Origin of the sequence: Streptomyces sp. 15-116A, assembly GCF_025290915.1 — a bacterium.
Taxonomy (GTDB): domain Bacteria; phylum Actinomycetota; class Actinomycetes; order Streptomycetales; family Streptomycetaceae; genus Streptomyces.
Map to the genome: position 1 here is coordinate 1 of NZ_JAOCQE010000056.1, position 20,566 is coordinate 20,566.

General features: G+C 70.3%; 18 protein-coding genes and 1 pseudogene. 11 read left to right on the top strand and 8 right to left on the bottom strand.

Going from position 1 to position 20,566, the window contains the following annotated elements; translation table 11 throughout:
• Positions 1-208, bottom strand: a pseudogene (locus N4P33_RS12675) (adenosylcobinamide kinase/adenosylcobinamide phosphate guanyltransferase); the annotation flags it as partial.
• 115 nt (positions 209-323) lie between these two features.
• Here N4P33_RS12675 and N4P33_RS12680 point away from each other — a divergent pair.
• Positions 324-536, top strand: coding sequence for a hypothetical protein (locus N4P33_RS12680; RefSeq protein WP_260826488.1), 213 nt, complete (start codon positions 324-326; stop codon positions 534-536).
• A gap of 79 nt (positions 537-615) precedes the next feature.
• Here the strand turns inward: N4P33_RS12680 and N4P33_RS12685 are convergent, their stop codons facing one another.
• On the bottom strand, positions 616-1,317 hold the full coding sequence (locus tag N4P33_RS12685) for a bifunctional 2-polyprenyl-6-hydroxyphenol methylase/3-demethylubiquinol 3-O-methyltransferase UbiG (protein WP_260826489.1): 702 nt from the start codon (positions 1,315-1,317) through the stop codon (positions 616-618).
• An 83-nt stretch (positions 1,318-1,400) separates the two neighbouring features.
• Entirely contained in the window at positions 1,401-2,039 is a 639-nt protein-coding gene (locus tag N4P33_RS12690) for a DUF3043 domain-containing protein (protein WP_260826513.1), read from the bottom strand.
• 255 nt (positions 2,040-2,294) lie between these two features.
• Here N4P33_RS12690 and N4P33_RS12695 point away from each other — a divergent pair, with 255 nt between their 5' ends.
• The 5 genes from N4P33_RS12695 to N4P33_RS12715 all read left to right on the top strand — a co-directional run bounded on the left by N4P33_RS12695 (position 2,295) and on the right by N4P33_RS12715 (position 8,888).
• Entirely contained in the window at positions 2,295-3,089 is a 795-nt protein-coding gene (locus N4P33_RS12695) for a PspA/IM30 family protein (RefSeq protein WP_313904512.1), read from the top strand.
• 19 nt (positions 3,090-3,108) lie between these two features.
• The gene (locus N4P33_RS12700; protein ID WP_260826490.1) at positions 3,109-3,393 is read left to right on the top strand and encodes a PspA-associated protein PspAA; all 285 of its coding nucleotides are present in this window, start codon (positions 3,109-3,111) and stop codon (positions 3,391-3,393) included.
• A gap of 268 nt (positions 3,394-3,661) precedes the next feature.
• Positions 3,662-4,897: a sensor histidine kinase gene (locus N4P33_RS12705; RefSeq protein ID WP_260826491.1), complete on the top strand. Its 1,236-nt coding sequence runs from the start codon at positions 3,662-3,664 to the stop codon at positions 4,895-4,897.
• 22 nt (positions 4,898-4,919) lie between these two features.
• Complete coding sequence (locus N4P33_RS12710; protein WP_260826492.1) at positions 4,920-5,606, top strand: response regulator transcription factor; 687 nt, start codon at positions 4,920-4,922, stop codon at positions 5,604-5,606.
• Positions 5,607-5,771: 165 nt separating this feature from the next.
• Positions 5,772-8,888 (top strand): efflux RND transporter permease subunit, encoded by a 3,117-nt coding sequence (locus N4P33_RS12715; RefSeq protein ID WP_260826493.1) that lies wholly within the window; start codon positions 5,772-5,774, stop codon positions 8,886-8,888.
• A gap of 72 nt (positions 8,889-8,960) precedes the next feature.
• Here the strand turns inward: N4P33_RS12715 and N4P33_RS12720 are convergent, their stop codons facing one another.
• Together N4P33_RS12720 and nadA are read right to left on the bottom strand one after the other, a co-directional pair.
• Positions 8,961-10,475 (bottom strand): DUF4246 domain-containing protein, encoded by a 1,515-nt coding sequence (locus N4P33_RS12720; protein WP_260826494.1) that lies wholly within the window; start codon positions 10,473-10,475, stop codon positions 8,961-8,963.
• A gap of 97 nt (positions 10,476-10,572) precedes the next feature.
• Positions 10,573-11,757, bottom strand: a complete 1,185-nt coding sequence (gene nadA, locus N4P33_RS12725; RefSeq protein ID WP_260826495.1) for a quinolinate synthase NadA — start codon at positions 11,755-11,757, stop codon at positions 10,573-10,575.
• A gap of 286 nt (positions 11,758-12,043) precedes the next feature.
• Between nadA and N4P33_RS12730 the strand changes: the two genes are divergently transcribed.
• A complete protein-coding gene (locus N4P33_RS12730; protein ID WP_014672245.1) occupies positions 12,044-12,400 on the top strand; it encodes an iron-sulfur cluster assembly accessory protein in 357 nt (118 codons plus the stop codon).
• A 278-nt stretch (positions 12,401-12,678) separates the two neighbouring features.
• Here N4P33_RS12730 and N4P33_RS12735 read toward each other — a convergent pair whose 3' ends face one another.
• Both N4P33_RS12735 and N4P33_RS12740 read right to left on the bottom strand, forming a co-directional pair.
• Positions 12,679-14,214: a hypothetical protein gene (locus tag N4P33_RS12735; protein ID WP_260826496.1), complete on the bottom strand. Its 1,536-nt coding sequence runs from the start codon at positions 14,212-14,214 to the stop codon at positions 12,679-12,681.
• Positions 14,215-14,364: 150 nt separating this feature from the next.
• Positions 14,365-14,574: a hypothetical protein gene (locus N4P33_RS12740; protein ID WP_260826498.1), complete on the bottom strand. Its 210-nt coding sequence runs from the start codon at positions 14,572-14,574 to the stop codon at positions 14,365-14,367.
• Between the two features lie 129 nt (positions 14,575-14,703).
• Between N4P33_RS12740 and N4P33_RS12745 the strand changes: the two genes are divergently transcribed.
• Positions 14,704-15,678 (top strand): carbohydrate kinase family protein, encoded by a 975-nt coding sequence (locus N4P33_RS12745; protein WP_260826499.1) that lies wholly within the window; start codon positions 14,704-14,706, stop codon positions 15,676-15,678.
• A 59-nt stretch (positions 15,679-15,737) separates the two neighbouring features.
• Here N4P33_RS12745 and N4P33_RS12750 read toward each other — a convergent pair whose 3' ends face one another.
• Positions 15,738-17,090, bottom strand: coding sequence for a cysteine desulfurase/sulfurtransferase TusA family protein (locus N4P33_RS12750; protein ID WP_260826500.1), 1,353 nt, complete (start codon positions 17,088-17,090; stop codon positions 15,738-15,740).
• 263 nt (positions 17,091-17,353) lie between these two features.
• Between N4P33_RS12750 and coxB the strand changes: the two genes are divergently transcribed.
• From coxB to N4P33_RS12765, 3 genes are read left to right on the top strand one after another with little or no spacing between them, the layout of a single operon-like run.
• Positions 17,354-18,313: a cytochrome c oxidase subunit II gene (gene coxB, locus N4P33_RS12755; RefSeq protein WP_260826501.1), complete on the top strand. Its 960-nt coding sequence runs from the start codon at positions 17,354-17,356 to the stop codon at positions 18,311-18,313.
• Positions 18,310-20,046, top strand: a complete 1,737-nt coding sequence (ctaD, locus tag N4P33_RS12760; protein WP_260826502.1) for a cytochrome c oxidase subunit I — start codon at positions 18,310-18,312, stop codon at positions 20,044-20,046. The genes coxB and ctaD overlap by 4 nt, the downstream gene beginning before the upstream one ends.
• Positions 20,043-20,441, top strand: coding sequence for a cytochrome c oxidase subunit 4 (locus N4P33_RS12765; protein WP_260826503.1), 399 nt, complete (start codon positions 20,043-20,045; stop codon positions 20,439-20,441). Before ctaD ends, N4P33_RS12765 begins: the two co-directional genes overlap by 4 nt.
• Positions 20,442-20,566: the final 125 nt, after the last annotated feature.

A 20,566-nucleotide genomic window follows, 5' to 3' on the forward strand; every position in this document is an offset into this window, starting at 1 on the left:
GCACCTGCCGCACCCCGCTCAGCGAACGCCCGGCCCGCGCCGCGGCGAACGCGGCCCCCGGCGTCAGATCCAGCAGCAGCACCCCGTCCACCAGCGCCGCGGCCGCCGCCCGCGCATCGGCCCCGAGCGCGACCGCGCACACGGCACAGGGACAGTCGGGGCGGGGCAGTCCCGCAGGGGCACCGGTACCGAGCAGAGTGAGTTCCACGCCCCGATTTTCGCGTGTCCCCACAGCTCCTGCGCGTCCGACTAGGCTCTCGGCAGCGGCCGGAGCAAGATCCGGCTGTTGCTGTGCAGTGTGCTCACACCCATGGGAGGCGTACATGGCGGCATGGACGTGGCGGTTCGAGAAGGCCGACGGGACGCAGGTCGAGCCCGCGGTGCCGCCGGAGGAGTTCCCCACGCAGGGGGACGCCGAGTCCTGGATCGGGGAGAACTGGAAGGCCCTGCTGGAGGGCGGCGCCGACCAGGTGCGGCTGCTGGAGGACACCACCGAGATCTACGGACCGATGAGTCTGCACGCCGACCAGGCGTGAGCCGAACGGGCGGGGGCCGATCCGGCCCTCGCCCCGGCACCCGGCGCCGATCCGGCCCTGTCCCCGGCACCCGGGAATTTCAGCCCCGTACGCCGCACAGGTGCAGCAGCGCCGCCACCCCGCGATAGGGGTCCGTGCGGCCCGCCCGTTCCTCGACGGCGAGCAGCGTCTCCAGGTCGCCGGGGGCACCCGCCCCGTCGGCCGCCGTGTCCGTGAACACCCGTATCCCGTACCAGGTGTGCAGCGGCGCCCCGATCCCCGCGAGCGTCGCCGTCAAATTCTTCAGCCGGTCGGCCCGCACATCGAGCCCCAGCCGGTTGGTGTAGGCCGTCGTGTCGAACGCGGCCAGCGCGCCCGCCCAGTCGCCGGAAAGACCCGGCCGCATCGCCAGTGCGTCACCGTTGCGCACCACCAGCGACAGCAGCCCGCCCGGGGCGAGCATCCGGGCAAGACCCGCCACCAGCGGATCCGGCTCCTCGACGTACATCAGCACGCCATGGCACAGCACCACGTCGAAGCTGCCCGGCAGGAAGTGCACCCCGGTGTCCCGGCCGTCCCCCTCGATGATCCGCATCCGCTCCCGGATGCCCTCCGGCTCCCGCGCGAGGGACTCCCGCGCGACGGCGATCATCGTCGCGTCCCGTTCGAGGCCGGTCACCTGGTGACCGGCCCGGGCCAGCCGCAGCGCCTGCGTGCCCTGACCCATGCCGACGTCCAGCACCCGCAGCCGCCGCCCGACCGGGAAGCGCCCCGCTATCTGCTCGTCCAGCTGGCGGGCCACCAGCTCCTGCCGTACGACGTCCCGCAGACCGCCGAGCTTGCTCAGCCAGGCCTCGGCCGCGCCGCCGGCGAACGGCGTCGTGCTCAGGGCCGCTCCCCGCGCTTGACCTGCGGCTTGGGCAGCCGCAGCCGGCGCATCTGCAGCGAACGCATCAGCGCGTACGCCACCGCGCCCCGGCGGTTCTCGTCCGGGAAGCGCTCCGCCAGCTGCTTCTTCATCCGGAAGCCCGTGACGATCGAGTCCAGCACGATCATCACGATCACGATGAGCCACAGCAGCAGCGCGATGTTCTGCAGCGCCGGCATCTGGATCATGCTCAGGACGAGGATGACGACGGCCATCGGCAGGAAGTACTCGGCGATGTTGAACCGCGAGTCGACGAAGTCACGGGCGAAGCGGCGCACCGGACCCTTGTCGCGGGCCGGGAGGTACCGCTCGTCGCCGCTGGCCAGCGCCTGGCGCTGCCGCTCCAGGGCGGCTCGCCGCTCCTCGCGCTGCCGCTTGGCGGCCTCCTTGCGCGTCATCGACGTGTTGGCCACGCTGCGGCGCTGGGACTGCGCCACGCTGCGCTTCGGCGTGGGGCGGCCCTTCGGGGCCTCGGGGTGACGGGTCTGCTTGGAGTCGGTCACCGTCGCCTTGTCGGCGGTCGGGGCCTTCTCTTCCTTGGCACGGCTACGGAACACAAAACCCAAGGGTACGGGGTGGCCGGGGTTGGACCCCAGCCCCGCGGGGAACGATCCGGCAACACCGTTCGTCTGTAAGGGGACAGAGGGGACGTTGTGTACGTCTCCGGGGCGGCCCCCGGCCCACCCCGGGGATCACTCTCCTCCCTACGCCGGATCGGGAGGATGCTCAGTCGTCCTTGGGGATGAGCGCATCCGTCCCCGGACAGTGCGGTAATGGAGTCAGGGCCCGTACTGTGGGTTCTGTCGCAGGTGCTGGAGCTGAAGTCCGTCAGAAGGGGGCGCGCGAAGCCCATGAGCGGTGTCATGAAGCGTATGGGGATGATCTTCCGCGCGAAGGCGAACAAGGCCCTTGACCGGGCCGAGGACCCGCGCGAGACCCTCGACTACTCGTACCAGAAGCAGCTGGAGCTGCTCCAGAAGGTCCGCCGCGGCGTCGCCGACGTGGCGACCAGCCGCAAGCGCCTGGAGCTCCAGCTCAACCAGCTCCAGTCGCAGTCGTCCAAGCTGGAGGACCAGGGCCGCAAGGCGCTCGCGCTCGGCCGTGAGGACCTCGCCCGCGAGGCGCTCTCCCGCCGCGCCGCCCTCCAGCAGCAGGTCACCGACCTGGAGACCCAGCACGCGACGCTCCAGGGCGAGGAGGAGAAGCTCACCCTCGCGGCCCAGCGCCTCCAGGCCAAGGTGGACGCCTTCCGCACGAAGAAGGAGACCATCAAGGCCACCTACACCGCCGCCCAGGCGCAGACCCGGATCGGGGAGGCCTTCTCGGGCATCTCCGAGGAGATGGGCGACGTCGGGCTGGCCATCCAGCGGGCCGAGGACAAGACCGCCCAGCTCCAGGCGCGGGCCGGCGCCATCGACGAACTGCTCGCCTCCGGCGCCCTCGACGACCCGTCCGGCATGCACAAGGACGACATCCAGGCCGAGCTGGACCGCCTCTCCGGTGGTACGGATGTGGAACTGGAGCTGCAGCGCATGAAGGCCGAGCTGGCCGGTGGCAGCACGGGTGGCCAGCAGGCCATCGAGGGCGGCAACGGACAGCAGCAGGCCCAGCAGCCGCAGGACACCCCGCGCTTCGACAAGCAGTGACCCACGCCGAGGAGGCGACGTGATCGTACGGATCATGGGGGAGGGGCAGGTGGCTCTGTCCGAGAGCCACCTCGCCGAGCTGAACAAACTCGACGAGGAGCTCCTCGCCGAGATGAACAACGGCGACGGCCCCGGCTTCCGCGCCACCCTCCAGGCCCTCCTGACAAAGGTCCGCGAACTCGGCGAACCTCTACCGGACGACTCCCTGGAACCCTCCGACCTGATCCTCCCGTCCCCGGACGCGACATTGCAGGAGGTCCAGGACCTGCTCAGCGACGACGGCCTGATCCCGGGGACGCCGTAGCGCAGCCGCGGGCAGCCGCGCCGAGCCGCCATACCGTCCGTAGCTGCGGGCAGCCGAGCCGCGGCGCATATCGGCCGTAGCTGCGGGCAGTCGTGCCTCCCCCAGTGCCTTAAGGGCCTGGGAGGTGCCCCCAGGGCGGCACGGGTGGGCGCAGCGGCACCCCGCCAGCGCGGGTGAGCGTACCCACCCCCCGGCCCACATCGACGCCGGGCAACCCCGCACCCCCGGCCCACCCCAACCCCGGTGCCGGCCCAGCTACCGTAAGTCCGTGACCACGTTGCAGCGGGCCAAGGGCTACGCCAAGGCGCACCCCTTGGCCCTGGACGCCGCCCTTGCCGCCGGCGTCCTCGCCTGCATGGTCGCCGGCTCCTTCGTCGACCCGCACAACCCCGACGGCGTCACCTGGGGCCTGCGCACCCCCGACCCCCTCAGCCTCGTCCTCATGACCCTCGGCGCCGCGGCCCTGATCTTCCGCCGCCGAGCCCCCCGCACCGTCCTCGCCCTCGCCTGCGCCTGCTCCCTCACGGAGTCCGTCACCGGCGACCCCCGCGCCCCCGTCGCGATGTGCGCCGTGCTCGCGCTCTACACCGTCGCCTCCACCACCGACCGCCCCACCACCTGGCGCATCGGCCTGCTCACCATGACCGTCCTCACCGGCACCGCGATGGTCGCGGGCCCGCTGCCCTGGTACGCCCAGGAGAACCTCGCGATCTTCGCCTGGACCGGCATCGGCGCCACCGCAGGCGACGCCGTGCGCAGCCGCCGCGCCTTCATCCAGGCCATCCGCGAACGCGCCGAACGGGCCGAACGCACCCGCGAGGAGGAGGCCCGCCGCCGCGTCGCCGAGGAACGCCTGCGCATCGCCCGCGACCTGCACGACGTCGTCGCCCACCACATCGCCCTGGTCAACGTGCAGGCCGGAGTCGCCGCGCACGTCATGGACAAGCGGCCCGACCAGGCCAAGGAGGCGCTGTCCCACGTCCGTGAGGCCAGCCGTTCCGCGCTCGACGAACTGCGCGCCACTGTCGGCCTGCTGCGCCAGTCCGGCGACCCCGAGGCCCCCACCGAGCCCGCCCCCGGCCTGGACCGCCTCGACGAACTCGCCGGCACGTTCCGCAACGCCGGCCTGCGCGTCGAGGTCGCCCGCGCCGACCAGGACACCGATCTGCCCGCCGCCGTCGGCCTCGCCGCGTACCGGATCATCCAGGAGGCCCTCACCAACGTGCAGAAGCACGCGGGCCCCGAGGCCAAGGCCGAGGTCAGCGTCGTGCGCGTGGGACCCCACATCGAGATCACCGTGCTCGACGACGGCACCGGCGACCACGACCGGGCGCCCACCCCCGGCGGCGGCCACGGCCTGCTCGGCATGCGCGAGCGGGTCACCGCCCTGCGCGGCACCCTCACCACCGGTCCCCGCTACGGCGGCGGCTTCCGCGTCCATGCGATCCTGCCGATCGAGACCCGTACGTCCGCCCCGTCCGCCGACGCCGCGGGCGGCCCGTGATCCGCGCCCCGGGGGAGCCCGTATGACGATCCGTGTCCTGCTCGCCGACGACCAGGCCCTGCTGCGCAGCGCCTTCCGGGTGCTGGTCGACTCCGAGCCGGACATGGAGGTGGTGGGCGAGGCCTCCGACGGCGCCGAGGCGGTACGCCTCGCCCGCGAGCAGCGCGCCGACGTCGTCCTGATGGACATCCGGATGCCCGGCACCGACGGCCTCGCCGCGACCCGCATGATCAGCGCCGACCCGGAGCTCGCCGGGGTGCGGGTGGTGATACTGACGACGTTCGAGGTCGACGACTACGTGGTGCAGTCGCTGCGCGCCGGTGCCTCCGGCTTCCTCGGCAAGGGCTCCGAGCCCGAGGAACTGCTGAACGCCATCCGGATCGCCGCCGAGGGGGAGGCGCTGCTGTCCCCGGCCGCCACCAAGGGCCTGATCGCCCGCTTCCTCGCCCAGGAGGGCCCCGGCGACGGCGACGGCCACGACCCGGCCCGCGCCGAACGCCTCGACGCGCTCACCGTGCGCGAGCGCGAGGTGCTGGTGCAGGTCGCCGGCGGGCACTCCAACGACGAGATCGCCGAACGCCTGGAGGTCAGCCCGCTCACCGTGAAGACGCACGTGAACCGGGCCATGGCGAAACTGGGCGCCCGCGACCGCGCCCAGCTGGTGGTGATCGCCTACGAATCGGGGCTGGTCCGTCCAAGGGTGGACTGAGCGCTTGGCGGGCGTACTGCGGGCGGAGTAGGCGCCGCATAAGGAATGGCACCTCAAGGCTACGGATCGGCCCTCTGCCGTGGCCCAGGGTGTAGAGCGGGCGCCCGGCTGCGCCCTTTTCGTGCACCCGTACGTCTGCCGCTCACAGAAGAGAGACCCTGACCCATGTCCTGGCTGTCCAGATTCAGCCTCGCGCAACGGGCACTGATCGGACTGATGTCGATCGTCGCGCTCGTCTTCGGGGCGATCGCGATACCCCAGCTCAAGCAGCAGCTGCTGCCCACCATCGAACTGCCCATGGTCTCCGTGGTGGCGCCGTACCAGGGCGCCTCCCCGGACGTCGTGGAGAAGCAGGTCGTCGAGCCCATCGAGGACAACCTGGAGGCCGTCGACGGCCTCACCGGCGTCACCTCCACGGCCAGCGAGGGCAGCGCCGTGATCATGGCGTCCTTCGACTACGGCAACGACACCAAGCAGCTCGTCGCCGACGTCCAGCAGGCCGTCAACCGGGCCCGCGTCCAGCTGCCGGAGGACGTCGACCCGCAGGTCGTCGCCGGTTCCACGGACGACATCCCGACCGTGGTCCTCGCCGTCACCTCCGACAAGGACCAGCAGGCGCTCGCCGACCAGCTCGACCGGACGGTCGTCCCCGCGCTGGAGGACATCGACGGCGTCGGCCAGGTCACGGTGGACGGCGTGCGCGACCTCCAGGTCACGGTCACCCCGGACCCGGCGAAGCTGGCGAAGGCCGGGCTGACCCCGCAGTCGCTGGTCACGGCCCTGCAGGCGGGCGGCGCGACCGTCCCGGCGGGCTCCTTCGACGAGGACGGCACCAACCGCACCGTCCAGGTGGGCGGCGGCTTCACCTCGCTCAAGCAGATCCAGGACCTGATGGTCACCGGCGAGCCCGGCAAGGGCAAGCCGGTCCGGCTGGGCGACGTGGCCACGGTGAAGCAGGAGGAGGCCCGCGCCGACTCTCTGACCCGCACCAACGGCAAGCCGAGCCTCGCCGTGATGGCCACCATGGACCACGACGGCAGCGCGGTCGCGATCTCCGAGGCCGTCGAGGACAAGCTGCCCGAGCTGCGCAAGGACCTGGGCGAGGGCGCGAGCCTCACCGTGGTCAGCGACCAGGGCCCGGCCGTCTCCAAGGCCATCGAGGGCCTGACCACCGAGGGCGCGCTCGGTCTGCTCTTCGCGGTGCTGGTGATCCTCGTCTTCCTGGCGTCGGTGCGCTCGACGCTGGTCACCGCCGTGTCCATCCCGCTGTCCGTCGTCCTCGCGCTGATCGTGCTGTGGACGCGTGACCTGTCGCTGAACATGCTGACGCTGGGCGCGCTGACCATCGCGATCGGCCGGGTCGTGGACGACTCCATCGTCGTCCTGGAGAACATTAAGCGTCACCTCGGCTACGGCGAGGAGCGCCGCGCGGCCATCCTCAACGCGGTGCGCGAGGTCGCCGGCGCGGTGACCTCCTCCACCCTCACCACGGTCGCCGTGTTCCTGCCGATCGGCCTGGTCGGCGGCATGGTCGGCGAGCTGTTCGGCTCGTTCAGCCTCACCGTCACCGCGGCGCTGCTGGCGTCCCTGCTGGTGTCGCTGACGGTCGTGCCGGTCCTGTCGTACTGGTTCCTGCGCGCCCCCAAGGGCACCCCGGAGGACGCGGCGGAGGCCCGCAGGATCGCCGAGGAGAAGGAGGCGAGGAGCCGCCTGCAGCGCATGTACGTCCCCGTGCTGCGCTTCGCGACCCGGCGCCGTCTGACCAGCGTGGCCATCGCGGTCGTCGTGCTGATCGGCACGTTCGCCATGGCGCCGCTGCTGAAGACCAACTTCTTCGACCAGGGCGACCAGCGCGTCCTCACCGTCCGGCAGGAGCTGAAGCCCGGCACCAGCCTGGCGGCGACCGACGCGCAGGCGAGGAAGGTCGAGCGGCTGCTCACCGACACCGAGGGCGTCAAGGACTACCAGGTGACGGTCGGCTCGTCCGGCTGGATGGCGGCCTTCGGCGGCGGTACGGACACCAACCAGGCGACCTACCAGGTGATGCTGGAGGACTCCGCGTCCTTCGAGGACGTCCAGGACCACCTGGAGGACGGCCTCGGCAAGCTCGACGGCATCGGCACCACCACCATCGCCGCCGGTGACGGCTTCGGCAGCCAGGACCTGAGCGTCGTCGTCAAGGCGGCCGACGCGCAGGTGCTGCGCAAGGCGGCCGACCAGGTCCAGGAGGCGGTGGCCTCCCTGGACGACGTCACCGACGTCACCAGCGACCTGGCGCAGAGCGTGCCGCGCATCTCGGTCAAGGCCAACGACAAGGCCGCCGCGGCCGGGTTCAACGACCAGACCCTCGGCGCGGCCGTCGCCCAGGCGGTGCGGGGCACCCCGGCCGGCAAGGCGATCCTGGACGACACCGAGCGCGACGTCGTCATCGCCTCGGCCAAGCCGGCCACCACGCTGGCGCAGCTGAAGAACCTGAACCTGGGCAAGGCGAAGCTGGGTGACATCGCGACCGTCGAGCTGGTGGACGGCCCGGTGTCGATGACCCGCATCGACGGCCAGCGCGCGGCGACCATCACCGCCAAGCCAACTGGTGACAACACCGGCGCGGTGAGCGCGGACCTCCAGGCGAAGATCAGCGCGCTGACGCTGCCCGCGGGCGCGACGGCCGAGATCGGCGGTGTCTCCGAGGACCAGGACGAGGCGTTCGTGAGCCTGGGCCTGGCGATGCTGGCGGCGATCGCGATCGTCTTCATGCTGCTGGTCGGCACGTTCCGCTCGCTCGCCCAGCCGCTGATCCTGCTGGTGTCCATCCCGTTCGCGGCGACCGGCGCGATCGGCCTGCTGCTCGCCACCGGCACCCCGATGGGCGTCCCGGCGATGATCGGCATGCTGATGCTGATCGGCATCGTGGTCACCAACGCGATCGTGCTGATCGACCTGATCAACCAGTACCGCAGGCAGGGCTACGGCGTCGTCGAGGCCGTCCTCGAGGGCGGACGCCACCGTCTGCGGCCCATCCTGATGACGGCCCTGGCGACCATCTTCGCCCTGCTCCCGATGGCGCTCGGCATCACCGGCGAGGGCGGCTTCATCGCCCAGCCGCTCGCCGTGGTCGTCATCGGCGGCCTCATCACGTCGACCCTGCTGACCCTCCTCCTCGTCCCGACGCTCTACACGATGCTGGAACTCCGCAAGGAGCGCCGCGCGAAGAAGCGGGCGGCGAAGAAGGGCCTGCCGGAGCAGGCGAAGCCTGCCGAGGAGCAGGAGCCGGCCCAGGTCTGACACGGCCGGTACGACAACAGGGGCGCCCCCATGGACTTGGGGGCGCCCCTGCGCGTGGCGCCGTGCGGGTCCTCAGTGCTCGCAGAGGGAGAACTCCCGCTCGTAGAGCTGTTCGTTGTGCTCGTCGACGAAGAACTTGCGTTCCCGCATGAGCTCTTCGCGGTGGGCCTTGGCTTCGTCGAGGGTCATGGTCGAGGTGCCGGCCCAGGGCTGCTGCGGCGGCACGTCGGAGGTCGAGACGATCCTTTCGGACGGGTCGACCAGGAAGAACGCGAGGATCTTGCGGTGGCCCGGGCGGCCGGCATCCGCGAGGCGGAACGAACCGACGCGGTGCTGCAGCACGTTCGGGAACGCCAGGCAGCGGCCCGCCGGGGTCGACGCCGACCCCAGCACCTGGTTCAGCGCGTCCTCGTCCTCCAGGCCGTAGACCTCACGCAGGCCGTTGTCGTCGTTCTGCTCGTAGCGCGGGTCGTCGAGCGCCGTCCGGAAGCTCAGCCGGCTCTCGGTGATGTTCTCGCTGTCCCAGTAGTAGATGCAGGTCGAGACGATCCGCTCGTTCAGCATCCCCTCGACGTGCCAGGAGCCGCCGGCGTACTCGGGCTTGTCCGGGGTGAGGTGGATGGTGGCGAGCTTGACGATGACCTGGAGCCGGCGGCCGCGCAGGTCGACCCGGGCGGACGCGTTGGGCGGCTCGGGCGGGGTGAAGGCCGGGGCGTCCGGGACGGTCGGGCGGCGGTTCTCCCACCAGTCGTCGCTGGCCTCTTCCCAGGCCTGGACGGCCTCTTCGTAGGCCTCCTCGTCGTCGAAGGAAGACTCGTCGGGTTCCTCCGGCTCCGGCGACTCGTCGTACCACGCGTAAGGGTCGGCCTCGATCCGCAAGGGACGCGGATGGCGCAGATCGGTGAGCACGTTCTCGAACAGCGGGCGCACGCGCGCGAACAGGTCGGGCAGGACGGCCGCCAGTTCGCGATGATCCTCGGGGTGGACGTTGTTGACATACGAACGGAAGGTGACGTCACCCTCGTCGCTGACGTCCACGTCCGTGGGCAGCCACTGGAACTTCTCCGAGAACTCGTACTTCGCGTAGTGGTTCGCCGGGTTCCGCCAAGCCCGCTCGGGTGCGCCGCTCACTCCCCGCACCAGGCAGAACAGGGAGGGATGGACCAGGTCCAGGACCTGGCCGTCGGATCCGGGGTGCCAGTCGAGCTGCTCCTCGGGCACGTCTTCCAGGACCCGGACCGCCTCGCGCAGCCGGGTCCGGAGCTTGTCGTCGATCAGCGTGTCCGACTGCCACACCCCGTCGACGGCGGACACCTCGATGCCGGTCCGCGCGTCCCGCAGCGCGGCGTAGTGCGCGAGTTCGTCGAGCACGTACTGAGCCTGTGCCTCGGTGAGGCCCTGGGCGACCGCTTCCCGCCTCCATCTGGCGACGATGGCGGGGTCGTTCATCTTGTCGAACCAGCCCGGCTTGGACCGGATCTGGGCGCTGCACTGGATCATCTCCAGTTCCCGCAGCGTCCGGGGTTTCGCGAAGTGTATGGAGCGGGCCGAGGCGAAGGGCAGCGGGAAAGCGGGCAGGCCGGTCAACGCTCTGGATCCTCCCAGTCGGTGTGCGGAGGCGGGAAGCCTACGGCAGCGCACTGACACCGCCGTGGGCTTCCCGCCTCCGGGACCGACCGGCGGGCTACGGCAGCGCCAGCATGCGCTCCAGCGCCAGCTTCGCGAACGCCTCCGTCTCCCGGTCGACCTCGATCCGGTTGACCAGGTTGCCCTCGGCGAGCGACTCCAGGGCCCACACCAGGTGCGGCAGGTCGATGCGGTTCATCGTCGAGCAGAAGCAGACCGTCTTGTCGAGGAAGACGACCTCCTTGCCCTCCGGCGCGAAACGGTTCGCCAGGCGGCGTACCAGGTTCAGCTCGGTGCCGATGGCCCACTTGGAGCCGGCCGGGGCCGCCTCCAGGGTCTTGATGATGTACTCGGTCGAGCCGACGTAGTCCGCCGCGGCCACGACCTCGTGCTTGCACTCGGGGTGCACCAGCACGTTCACACCCGGGATGCGCTCGCGCACGTCCCGCACGGAGTCCAGGCTGAAGCGCCCGTGCACCGAGCAGTGCCCGCGCCACAGGATCATCTTCGCCGCGCGCAGCTCCTCGGCGGTCAGCCCGCCGTTCGGCTTGTGCGGGTTGTAGACGACGCAGTCCTCCAGGGACATCCCCATGTCCCGCACCGCGGTGTTGCGGCCGAGGTGCTGGTCGGGCAGGAACAGCACCTTCTCGCCCTGCTCGAACGCCCAGTCCAGGGCGCGCTTGGCGTTGGAGGAGGTGCAGATCGTGCCGCCGTGCTTGCCGGTGAACGCCTTGATGTCCGCGGAGGAGTTCATGTACGACACCGGCACGACCTGCTCGGCTATGCCGGCCTCGGTCAGCACGTCCCAGCACTCGGCGACCTGCTCGGCCGTGGCCATGTCGGCCATGGAGCAGCCGGCCGCGAGGTCCGGCAGGACGACCTTCTGGTCGTCGGACGTCAGGATGTCCGCGGACTCCGCCATGAAGTGCACACCGCAGAACACGATGTACTCGGCCTCCGGGCGCGCGGCCGCGTCGCGGGCCAGCTTGAAGGAGTCGCCCGTGACGTCGGCGAACTGGATGACCTCGTCGCGCTGGTAGTGGTGGCCGAGCACGAAGACCTTGTCCCCGAGCTTCTCCTTCGCCCTGCGGGCGCGCTCCACCAGATCCGGGTCGGACGGCGAGGGCAGGTCGCCGGGACACTCCACACCGCGCTCGCTCCTGGGGTCGGCCTCACGGCCGAGGAGCAGCAGGGCGAGGGGCGTCGGCTGGACGTCGAGCTCCTGGGGCTGGGCGGTGGTCACGACACGCACCCTTTCTGTTTCTGGCGACTTCTCGTCGAAATGACGCTATCTATCATAACCGGTTCACGTCACTTTGACGATGGCCATAGCGTCCATGTGACGTGAATCCCGAACGGCCGCGATTCATTCCCGGAAGGTCCCACTAGGGACGTTTTCCGCTCGCGGATGCGTGTGCGAGCATGAAGCAGGAGCCGAGAAACGCGAGCCCCCGGCCCGGAATGAATCCGCGGCCCCGCCGGTTGCAACCGTCGGCAAGCAGTCTCCGTACAACCCGGGAGAGATGTAGATGTCCGTATCGGACGAGACCACCACCGTCACCGACGGCATCATCCTGACCGACGCCGCCGCGGCCAAGGTCAAGGCCCTGCTCGACCAGGAAGGCCGTGACGACCTCGCGCTGCGTGTCGCCGTCCAGCCCGGTGGCTGCTCCGGCCTGCGCTACCAGCTGTTCTTCGACGAGCGCTCGCTCGACGGTGACGTGGTGAAGGACTTCGGCGGTGTGAAGGTCGTCACCGACCGGATGAGCGCCCCCTACCTGGGCGGCGCCACCATCGACTTCGTCGACACCATCGAGAAGCAGGGCTTCACGATCGACAACCCGAACGCCACCGGCTCCTGCGCCTGCGGCGACTCCTTCAGCTGAGCCGGAAGCCCGGGAGACCCCCCCGGGCCCGCACACGACGAAGGCGGCGGCCCCCTCCGACGGGGCCGCCGCCTTCGCGCATTCCGGAACGGCCGGAACGGCTAGGGGGTGTCCGCAAAGTCCCGCCTGCGCTGCGACGCCCGGCACGCACTCTCGCCGCACCGGGCGAACACCCGAGTACAACCAGTACGCGGGTGTCCGCCCGGCACGCCGAGAGCACGCACCGGACGCCGCAGGGCCCGCCCTCCGGGCGGACAACGGGACTTTGCGGACACCCCCTAGCGCGTCTGCGTCGGCGGCGCCGGCAGCCGGGCGCCGTCCTTGTGCAGCGGCACCGGCTCGCCGTCCGCGTCGACCACCTCGCGGTCACCGAGCGGCGCGTCGAGCGGCACGGTCTTCTGGTACTGCTTGGCGATCATGATGCAGATCTTGCCGGGCCACGGCTTCTCGGTCACGGTGACCTTCACCCGGTCCCCGCCCTCGTCGACCTTCACGTCGTAGTCGGCGCACACCCCGCCCGAGAAGACCACGGTCAGCTCACCGCCCTCGGCGGTGTACCCCTGCACGTCCACGTCCCGGGTGGACGGCGCCGACGTCGGCTGGTCACCGGGCTCGCTCGGCGCCACGGACGGCTGCTCGGGCCGCTCGACGTACTTCGGTTCCACGGCCGGATGCGTCACGGTCAGGGTGTCCGACGCACCCTTGGGCCGCACCTCGAACAGCCAGGACGGCACGAGCGCCTGCCGTCCGTCCACCGAATGCGCGGCGAGCCCGAACACCGCCTTCTCCACGGTCAGCGTGTCCTTCTTCTCCGCCTTCGGCAGCGTGGTCGCCGCCTCGCACGGATCCGGCCGGTCGCCCTGCTCGTCCAGCGGTACGGGAGTGGCGCAGCCGCCGATGCCCGCGCGCGAGTCGGCGCGCGGCGCCGCGTTCATCAGCTCCAGCGCGCGGTCGGCGCTCACCACCGGGTAGGTGTCGCCCTTCACGGGCTCGGCGAGACGTCCGCTGCCGCCGACCACCTGGCCGGTGGAGCTCACCACGACGCCCGTCGTCCAGCCGTGCGTGGGCAGCCCGCCGATCTCGGGCTGGGCGTTCACCATCCGGTTGGCGCCGAGGACCTGGCCCGCGTCGATCTTCGCCTCGTCCTGGCCCACCGCCTTCAGCACGGGCGCGGCGGCCTTCCTCGCGGCGGCCTCGCTCACCGCGGGCCCGCCGCCGACGGGGGGCGTCTTGCACGTCTCGCCCTTGCAGTCGTCCGTGCCCGGCGCGTACCGGCTGAACGTCCAGGAACCGGGCGCCGCCTTGTCCACCCGCAGCACGGGCCCCGAACCGTCCTTGCCCCCGATTCGCCAGCCCTGCCCCTCGGCCACCGGCTTTCCGTCCAGGCCGAGCGCCTTCGCCAGCTCGGTGACCTGCGCCTCGGTCACCTGGCCGCGCGTGCGGTAGACCGGCGCGGACTCGGGCCCCTCGGGCAGCGTGCCGTCGGCGCGGTAGACGGCGCCGTACGGGTTCGGCTCACCGGGCGCGATCCCGGGCGCCGCGTCCTCGGAGTAGCCGTCGAGGGCGAGCGGCGGGGGAGTGGCGTCCCCGTTGGCCCCGGGGGAGCCGCCGGACCCCGAGTCCCCGGACAGGCTCGTGGCGAGATAGGCCCCACCGCCACCGGCCAGCAGTACGGCGGCGGCCACGGAGGCGACGAGGACATGCGTACGCTGCCGGGATGACTGCTCCGGCTCCGGATCGGCCGACCCGGTCTCGCCCACGCTGCCGTCGGCCCGTGCCTCGGCGTCGTCGTTGTCGGGTCGCTCGGTGTTCACCGCATCGCTCCTTCGGCTGCACAGCTGTCCCGGTAGACCCTTGCCCGGTCGTACCCGGACCCCTGGTGGGTCGTATCCCGCATCCCCTTTACGGGGGACAGCGATGGGACGCAGCGGGGGAGCGCGCGGTTCCCCTGAGGCGCGGACCGGTCAGTCGCCGTACTCCGACATCGCGTCCAGCAGCCGCGCCGACGACGGGGGCACGCTCACCCCGTGGATCAGGGACGGGGACACCGGCCGCGCGGCGGCCCGCTCCGGTGCCGCCCAGTGGGGCACCATCCGGGCGCAGTCACCCCGCAGCGACGCCAGGTCGCCTTCGAGGTCGGCCGAGTCGGGCGTGTGGACCTTGAGGTTCGTCATGTCCGCACCGTATGCACGTCGAAGGTCACGAAGAAAGATCTACTATCGGGTAGTTTTGGCTGCTTCTACGGGCCGTTCCCACCCGGTAGCGTGAAGTGTCAACCCGCCTCCCTCAGGAGAGACCACGCCGTGCGCATCGCAGTCACCGGCTCCATCGCCACCGACCACCTCATGACCTTCCCCGGGCGCTTCGCCGACCAGTTCGTCGCGGACCAGCTGCACACGGTCTCGCTGTCGTTCCTGGTCGACAACCTCGACGTGCGCCGCGGCGGCGTGGGGGCGAACATCGCCTTCGGGATGGGCCAGCTCGGCACCCGCCCGATCCTCGTCGGCGCGGCCGGCTTCGACTTCGACGAGTACCGGGCCTGGCTGGAGCGGCACGGCGTCGACACCGACTCCGTGCGCATCTCCGACACGCTGCACACCGCGCGCTTCGTGTGCACCACCGACGCGGACCACAACCAGATCGGCTCCTTCTACACGGGCGCGATGAGCGAGGCCCGCCTGATCGAGCTCAAGACCGTCGCCGACCGGGTGGGCGGCCTCGACCTCGTCTCCATCGGCGCGGACGACCCGGAGGCGATGCTCCGGCACACCGAGGAGTGCCGTTCGCGCGGCATTCCGTTCGCCGCGGACTTCTCGCAGCAGATCGCCCGGATGAACGGGGAGGAGATCCGGATACTGCTGGACGGGGCGACGTATCTCTTCTCGAACGAGTACGAGAAGGGGCTGATCGAGTCCAAGACGGGGTGGACCGACGCGGAGATCCTCGACCGGGTGGGGTACCGGGTCACGACGCTCGGGGCCCGGGGTGTCCGTATCGAGCGGGCCGGTGAGGATCCGATCGAGGTCGGGTGCCCGGACGAGGAGCGCAAGGCCGATCCGACGGGGGTCGGGGACGCGTTCCGGGCCGGTTTCCTGTCGGGACTTGTGTGGGGGGTTTCGCTGGAGCGGGCGGCTCAGGTGGGGTGCATGCTCGCTACGCTGGTGATCGAGACGGTGGGGACGCAGGAGTATCAGCTGCGGCGGGGGCACTTCATGGAGCGCTTCACCAAGGCGTATGGGGATGAGGCTGCGGAGGAGGTTCGGGGGCATTTGCGGTAGCGCTGCCGGGTGCGGCTGGGTGGGGGCTGGGCGCGCAGTTCCCCGCGCCCCTAGCGGAATCACCTCGTCCGGCGTACTAGGTAAGCCGTTCCTCCGTCTGCAGGCTCCTCGCCTACGTACTCCTGTTCCCGCATTTCGCACCAGGCTGGGATGTCCAGGCGGGCGGCCTCGTCGTCCGAGAGGACTCTGATGAGGCCCCCCACCGGGACGTTTACGATCACCTTCGCCAGTTCGATGACCGGGATGGGGCAGCGCTTGCCGAGGGCGTCCACGACCAGGACGTCCTCCTCGTCCACTGCGGCGGCCGGCGCCGGGGCGCCCAGCTTTTCCCGTACCGTGCTCACCACCTCCGGCAGCACCGCAAGGAACCGCTCCACGTCCTCCTCCTTCGTGCCCGGTGGCAGGGACACGCGCACATTGCCCTCGCTGAGGACGCCCATCGCCTTGAGCACATGGCTCGGCATCAGGGTGCTGCTCGTGCAGGACGAGCCGGAGGACACGGAGAAGCCAGCGCGGTCCAGCTCGTGCAGGACCGTCTCTCCGTCGACATAGAGACAGGAGAAGGTGACGATGCCGGGCAGGCGGCGCTCCGGATCGCCGACCACCTCGACGTCCGGTACGAGCTGGGGCACCCGGGTCCGGATCCGTTCCGTCAGCTCCCGCAGGCGTGCCGCCTCCTGGGCCGCCTCCGCCCGAACCGCCCGCAGGGACGCCACCGCGGCCACGATCGCCGGGATGTTCTCGACGCCGGGCGGCACCTGGGGCGCGAAGCGGACGCCCTTGCGTACGACCAGGAGACCGACCCCGGAAGGCCCGCCCCACTTGTGGGCACTGGCCGTCAGCAGCGACCAGTCACCCTCCACCGGTCCCCACCCCAGTGACTGCGCCGCGTCCACCAGCAGCGGCACCCCGGCCGCCCGGCACACCTCGGCCACCTCGGCCACCGGCTGTACGGTCCCCACCTCGTGGTTGGCCGACTGGAGACACGCCAGCGCGGTGTCCGGCCGCAGGGCCTCGGCGTAACCCGAAGGGAGCACCGCGCCCTCCCGGTTCACCGCCACCTCGGTGACCGACCCTCCGCCGGCCTGGTGAACTTCCCCCGCATGGAGCACCGAAGAGTGTTCGACCGCGGACACGACCAGGTGACCCCCGACCCGCCGCCGCCCCGCCAGCGCCCCCGCGACCCCGGAGTGCACGGCCGCCGTTCCGGACGCCGTGAACACCACCTCGTCCGCCCGGCACCCGACGGCCTCGGCAGCGGCCTCCCGCGCAGCGTCCAGCAACATCCGGGCCCTGCGCCCCTCCCGGTACAACCGCCCCGGATCGGCCCACCCTTCATCAAGGGATGCCATCAGAGCCTGACGAGCAACGGGATGAAGAGGAACACCGGAAGCGGCATCGAAGTAGCCCATACGGCAACGTTAAGACTCCGGCAACCGCAGCCGACCCAGGGGCGCGGCGAACTGCGCGAGCAACCACGACGCACCCGCACCCGCCAAACCAGCGAACCACCCCACTCAGTAGGCACCCCTCCTGGCGAAGCCCAGAATGGCGTCGGCTAGGGTTTGGTCCGCATAAACATCCAAACCCCTGCCCGTCGCAGGGCGGCGACCGACCAGCGAGAAGGCCAGGCCGCAGCCGAACCGCGCGGGCGAGACTCTCGGGAAGGCGCTACGTGAGTCCCAACGGCTCCGACCGCTCGCCGCGGCGCCCGATGCGGCGGAAGCTGCTGCAGGCACTGACCGCGGGCCTGGTCCTGGCGACCGCCACCGGTTGCACATGGGAGGACTTCCCCCGCCTTGGTATGCCCACCCCGACCACGGAAGAGGCTCCGCGGATCCTCTCCCTGTGGCAGGGATCCTGGGCTGCCGCGCTCGCCGTCGGCGTGCTGGTGTGGGGCCTGATCCTGTGGAGTGCTTTCTTCCACCGGCGCAGCCGCACCAAGGTCGAAGTTCCTCCGCAGACCCGGTACAACATGCCCATCGAGGCGCTGTACACGGTGGTTCCGCTCATCATCGTCTCGGTGCTGTTCTACTTCACCGCCCGTGACGAATCCGAGCTGCTGAAGCTCGAGAAGAAGCCCGACGTCACCATCAACGTGGTCGGCTTCCAGTGGAGCTGGTGCTTCAACTACGTCGAGAACGTCGACGGTTCCACGGGCGACGCCAAGAAGTCCGAAGAGCTCGAGGCGATCCCGAACCGCTACAAGGACGCCTTCCCGGCCAACGCCGGCGGCGTCTACGACTGCGGTACCCCCGGCACCCGCAACGAGCAGACCGGCAACCCGGGCCCCACGCTGTGGCTGCCCGAGGGCAAGCGGGTCCGCTTCGTCCTGACCTCGCGCGACGTCATCCACTCCTTCTGGGTGGTGCCGTTCCTGATGAAGCAGGACGTCATTCCGGGCCACACCAACGCCTTCGAGGTGACCCCCAACAAGGAGGGCACCTTCCTGGGCAAGTGCGCCGAACTCTGCGGCGAAGACCACTCCCGGATGCTGTTCAACGTCAAGGTCGTCTCCCCCGAGCGCTACGAGCAGCACCTGAAGGACCTCGTGAAGAAGGGGCAGACCGGTTACGTGCCCGCGGGCATCCCGCAGTCGGGCCACGAGAAGAACCGGGAGTCGAACATCCTGTGAGCATCCTCAACGAACCCCAGGGTGCCGCGGCAGCAGGGTCCCACTACGAGGACGAGCTGCCGGTCCGGCGCCACACCCGTGGCAGCGTCGTGGTCAAGTGGCTGACGACCACGGACCACAAGACGATCGGCACGCTCTATCTGGTGACGTCGTTCGCGTTCTTCGTCATCGGTGGCGTCATGGCGCTGTTCATGCGCGCCGAGCTGGCCCGCCCGGGCACGCAGTTGATGTCGAACGAGCAGTTCAACCAGGCGTTCACGATGCACGGCACGATCATGCTGCTGATGTTCGCGACGCCGCTGTTCGCCGGCTTCGCGAACTGGATCATGCCGCTGCAGATCGGCGCGCCCGACGTGGCGTTCCCGCGGCTGAACATGTTCGCCTACTGGCTGTACCTGTTCGGCTCGCTGATCGCCGTGGGCGGTTTCCTCACCCCGGACGGCGCGGCCGACTTCGGCTGGTTCGCCTACTCCCCGCTGTCGGACGCGGTCCGCTCGCCGGGCATCGGCGCCGACATGTGGATCATGGGTCTGGCCTTCTCCGGCTTCGGCACCATCCTCGGCTCGGTCAACTTCATCACCACGATCATCTGCATGCGCGCCCCGGGCATGACGATGTTCCGCATGCCGATCTTCACCTGGAACGTGCTGCTGACCGGTGTGCTGGTCCTGCTCGCCTTCCCGGTGCTCGCCGCCGCGCTGTTCGCGCTGGAGGCGGACCGCAAGTTCGGCTCGCACATCTTCGACTCGGCCAACGGCGGAGCGCTGCTGTGGCAGCACCTCTTCTGGTTCTTCGGCCACCCCGAGGTGTACATCATCGCGCTGCCGTTCTTCGGCATCATCAGTGAGGTCATCCCGGTCTTCTCCCGCAAGCCGATGTTCGGCTACATGGGTCTGATCGGCGCGACCATCGCGATCGCGGGTCTGTCGGTGACGGTGTGGGCGCACCACATGTACGTCACCGGTGGTGTGCTGCTGCCGTTCTTCTCCTTCATGACCTTCCTGATCGCGGTCCCGACCGGTGTGAAGTTCTTCAACTGGATCGGCACCATGTGGAAGGGCAGTCTCTCCTTCGAGACGCCGATGCTGTGGGCGACCGGCTTCCTCATCACCTTCACCTTCGGTGGTCTCACCGGCGTCATCCTGGCCTCGCCGCCGCTGGACTTCCACGTCTCCGACTCGTACTTCGTGGTGGCCCACTTCCACTACGTCGTCTTCGGCACCGTGGTGTTCGCGATGTTCTCCGGCTTCCACTTCTGGTGGCCGAAGTTCACCGGCAAGCTGCTCGATGAGCGCCTCGGCAAGATCACCTTCTGGACGCTGTTCATCGGCTTCCACGGCACCTTCCTGGTCCAGCACTGGCTGGGTGCCGAGGGCATGCCGCGCCGGTACGCGGACTACCTCGCGGCCGACGGCTTCACCGCCCTGAACACGGTGTCCACGATCGCGTCGTTCCTGCTCGGCCTGTCGATCCTGCCGTTCTTCTACAACATCTGGAAGACGGCCAAGTACGGCAAGCCGGTCGGCGTCGACGACCCGTGGGGCTACGGCCGCTCCCTGGAGTGGGCGACCTCCTGCCCGCCGCCGCGGCACAACTTCCTCACCCTGCCGCGGATCCGCAGTGAATCCCCGGCGTTCGACCTGCACCACCCGGAGATCGCCGCGCTCGACGAGCTCGAGAACATCGGTCACGGCGAGAAGGCCCTCGCTGGGGGCAAGGAGGCCGGCAAGTGAAGATCCAGGGCAAGATGTTCATGTGGCTGAGCGTCTTCCTCCTCATCATGGCCGTGGTCTACGGCGTGTGGTCGAAGGAGCCGGCCGGCACCACCGCCCTCTTCCTGGCCTTCGGTCTGTCGATCATGATCGGCTTCTACCTGGGCTTCACGGCCCGGCGGGTCGACGTGGGCGCGCAGGACAACAAGGAGGCGGACGTCGCGGACGACGCCGGCGAGGTCGGGTTCTTCAGCCCGCACAGCTGGCAGCCGCTCTTCCTCGGCATCGGTGGCGCCTTCGCCTTCCTGTCCGTCGCCATCGGCTGGTGGCTGATGTACTTCGCGATGCCGCTGATCCTCGTCAGCATCTGGGGCTGGGTCTTCGAGTACTACCGCGGTGAGAACCGCACGCAGTAAGGCACGGCTCTTTCCAGGGGCCCGGACACTCCGTCAGGAGCGTCCGGGCCCCTGCGTGTCGTCCGCCTCTTTGCCGCAATCCGCATCACTCGTTCGAGTCGCCCAGCGCGCCGTGATTGACGAGC

What these genes read in the sequence shown, in the direction of transcription:
- N4P33_RS12680 (WP_260826488.1), top strand. Translation starts at nt 324, where the DNA reads ATGGCGGCATGGACGTGGCGGTTCGAGAAGGCCGACGGGACGCAGGTC.
- N4P33_RS12695 (WP_313904512.1), top strand. Translation starts at nt 2,295, where the DNA reads ATGAGCGGTGTCATGAAGCGTATGGGGATGATCTTCCGCGCGAAGGCG.
- N4P33_RS12710 (WP_260826492.1), top strand. Translation starts at nt 4,920, where the DNA reads ATGACGATCCGTGTCCTGCTCGCCGACGACCAGGCCCTGCTGCGCAGC.
- N4P33_RS12715 (WP_260826493.1), top strand. Translation starts at nt 5,772, where the DNA reads ATGTCCTGGCTGTCCAGATTCAGCCTCGCGCAACGGGCACTGATCGGA.
- N4P33_RS12730 (WP_014672245.1), top strand. Translation starts at nt 12,044, where the DNA reads ATGTCCGTATCGGACGAGACCACCACCGTCACCGACGGCATCATCCTG.
- N4P33_RS12740 (WP_260826498.1), bottom strand. Translation starts at nt 14,574, where the DNA reads ATGACGAACCTCAAGGTCCACACGCCCGACTCGGCCGACCTCGAAGGC.
- N4P33_RS12750 (WP_260826500.1), bottom strand. Translation starts at nt 17,090, where the DNA reads ATGGGCTACTTCGATGCCGCTTCCGGTGTTCCTCTTCATCCCGTTGCT.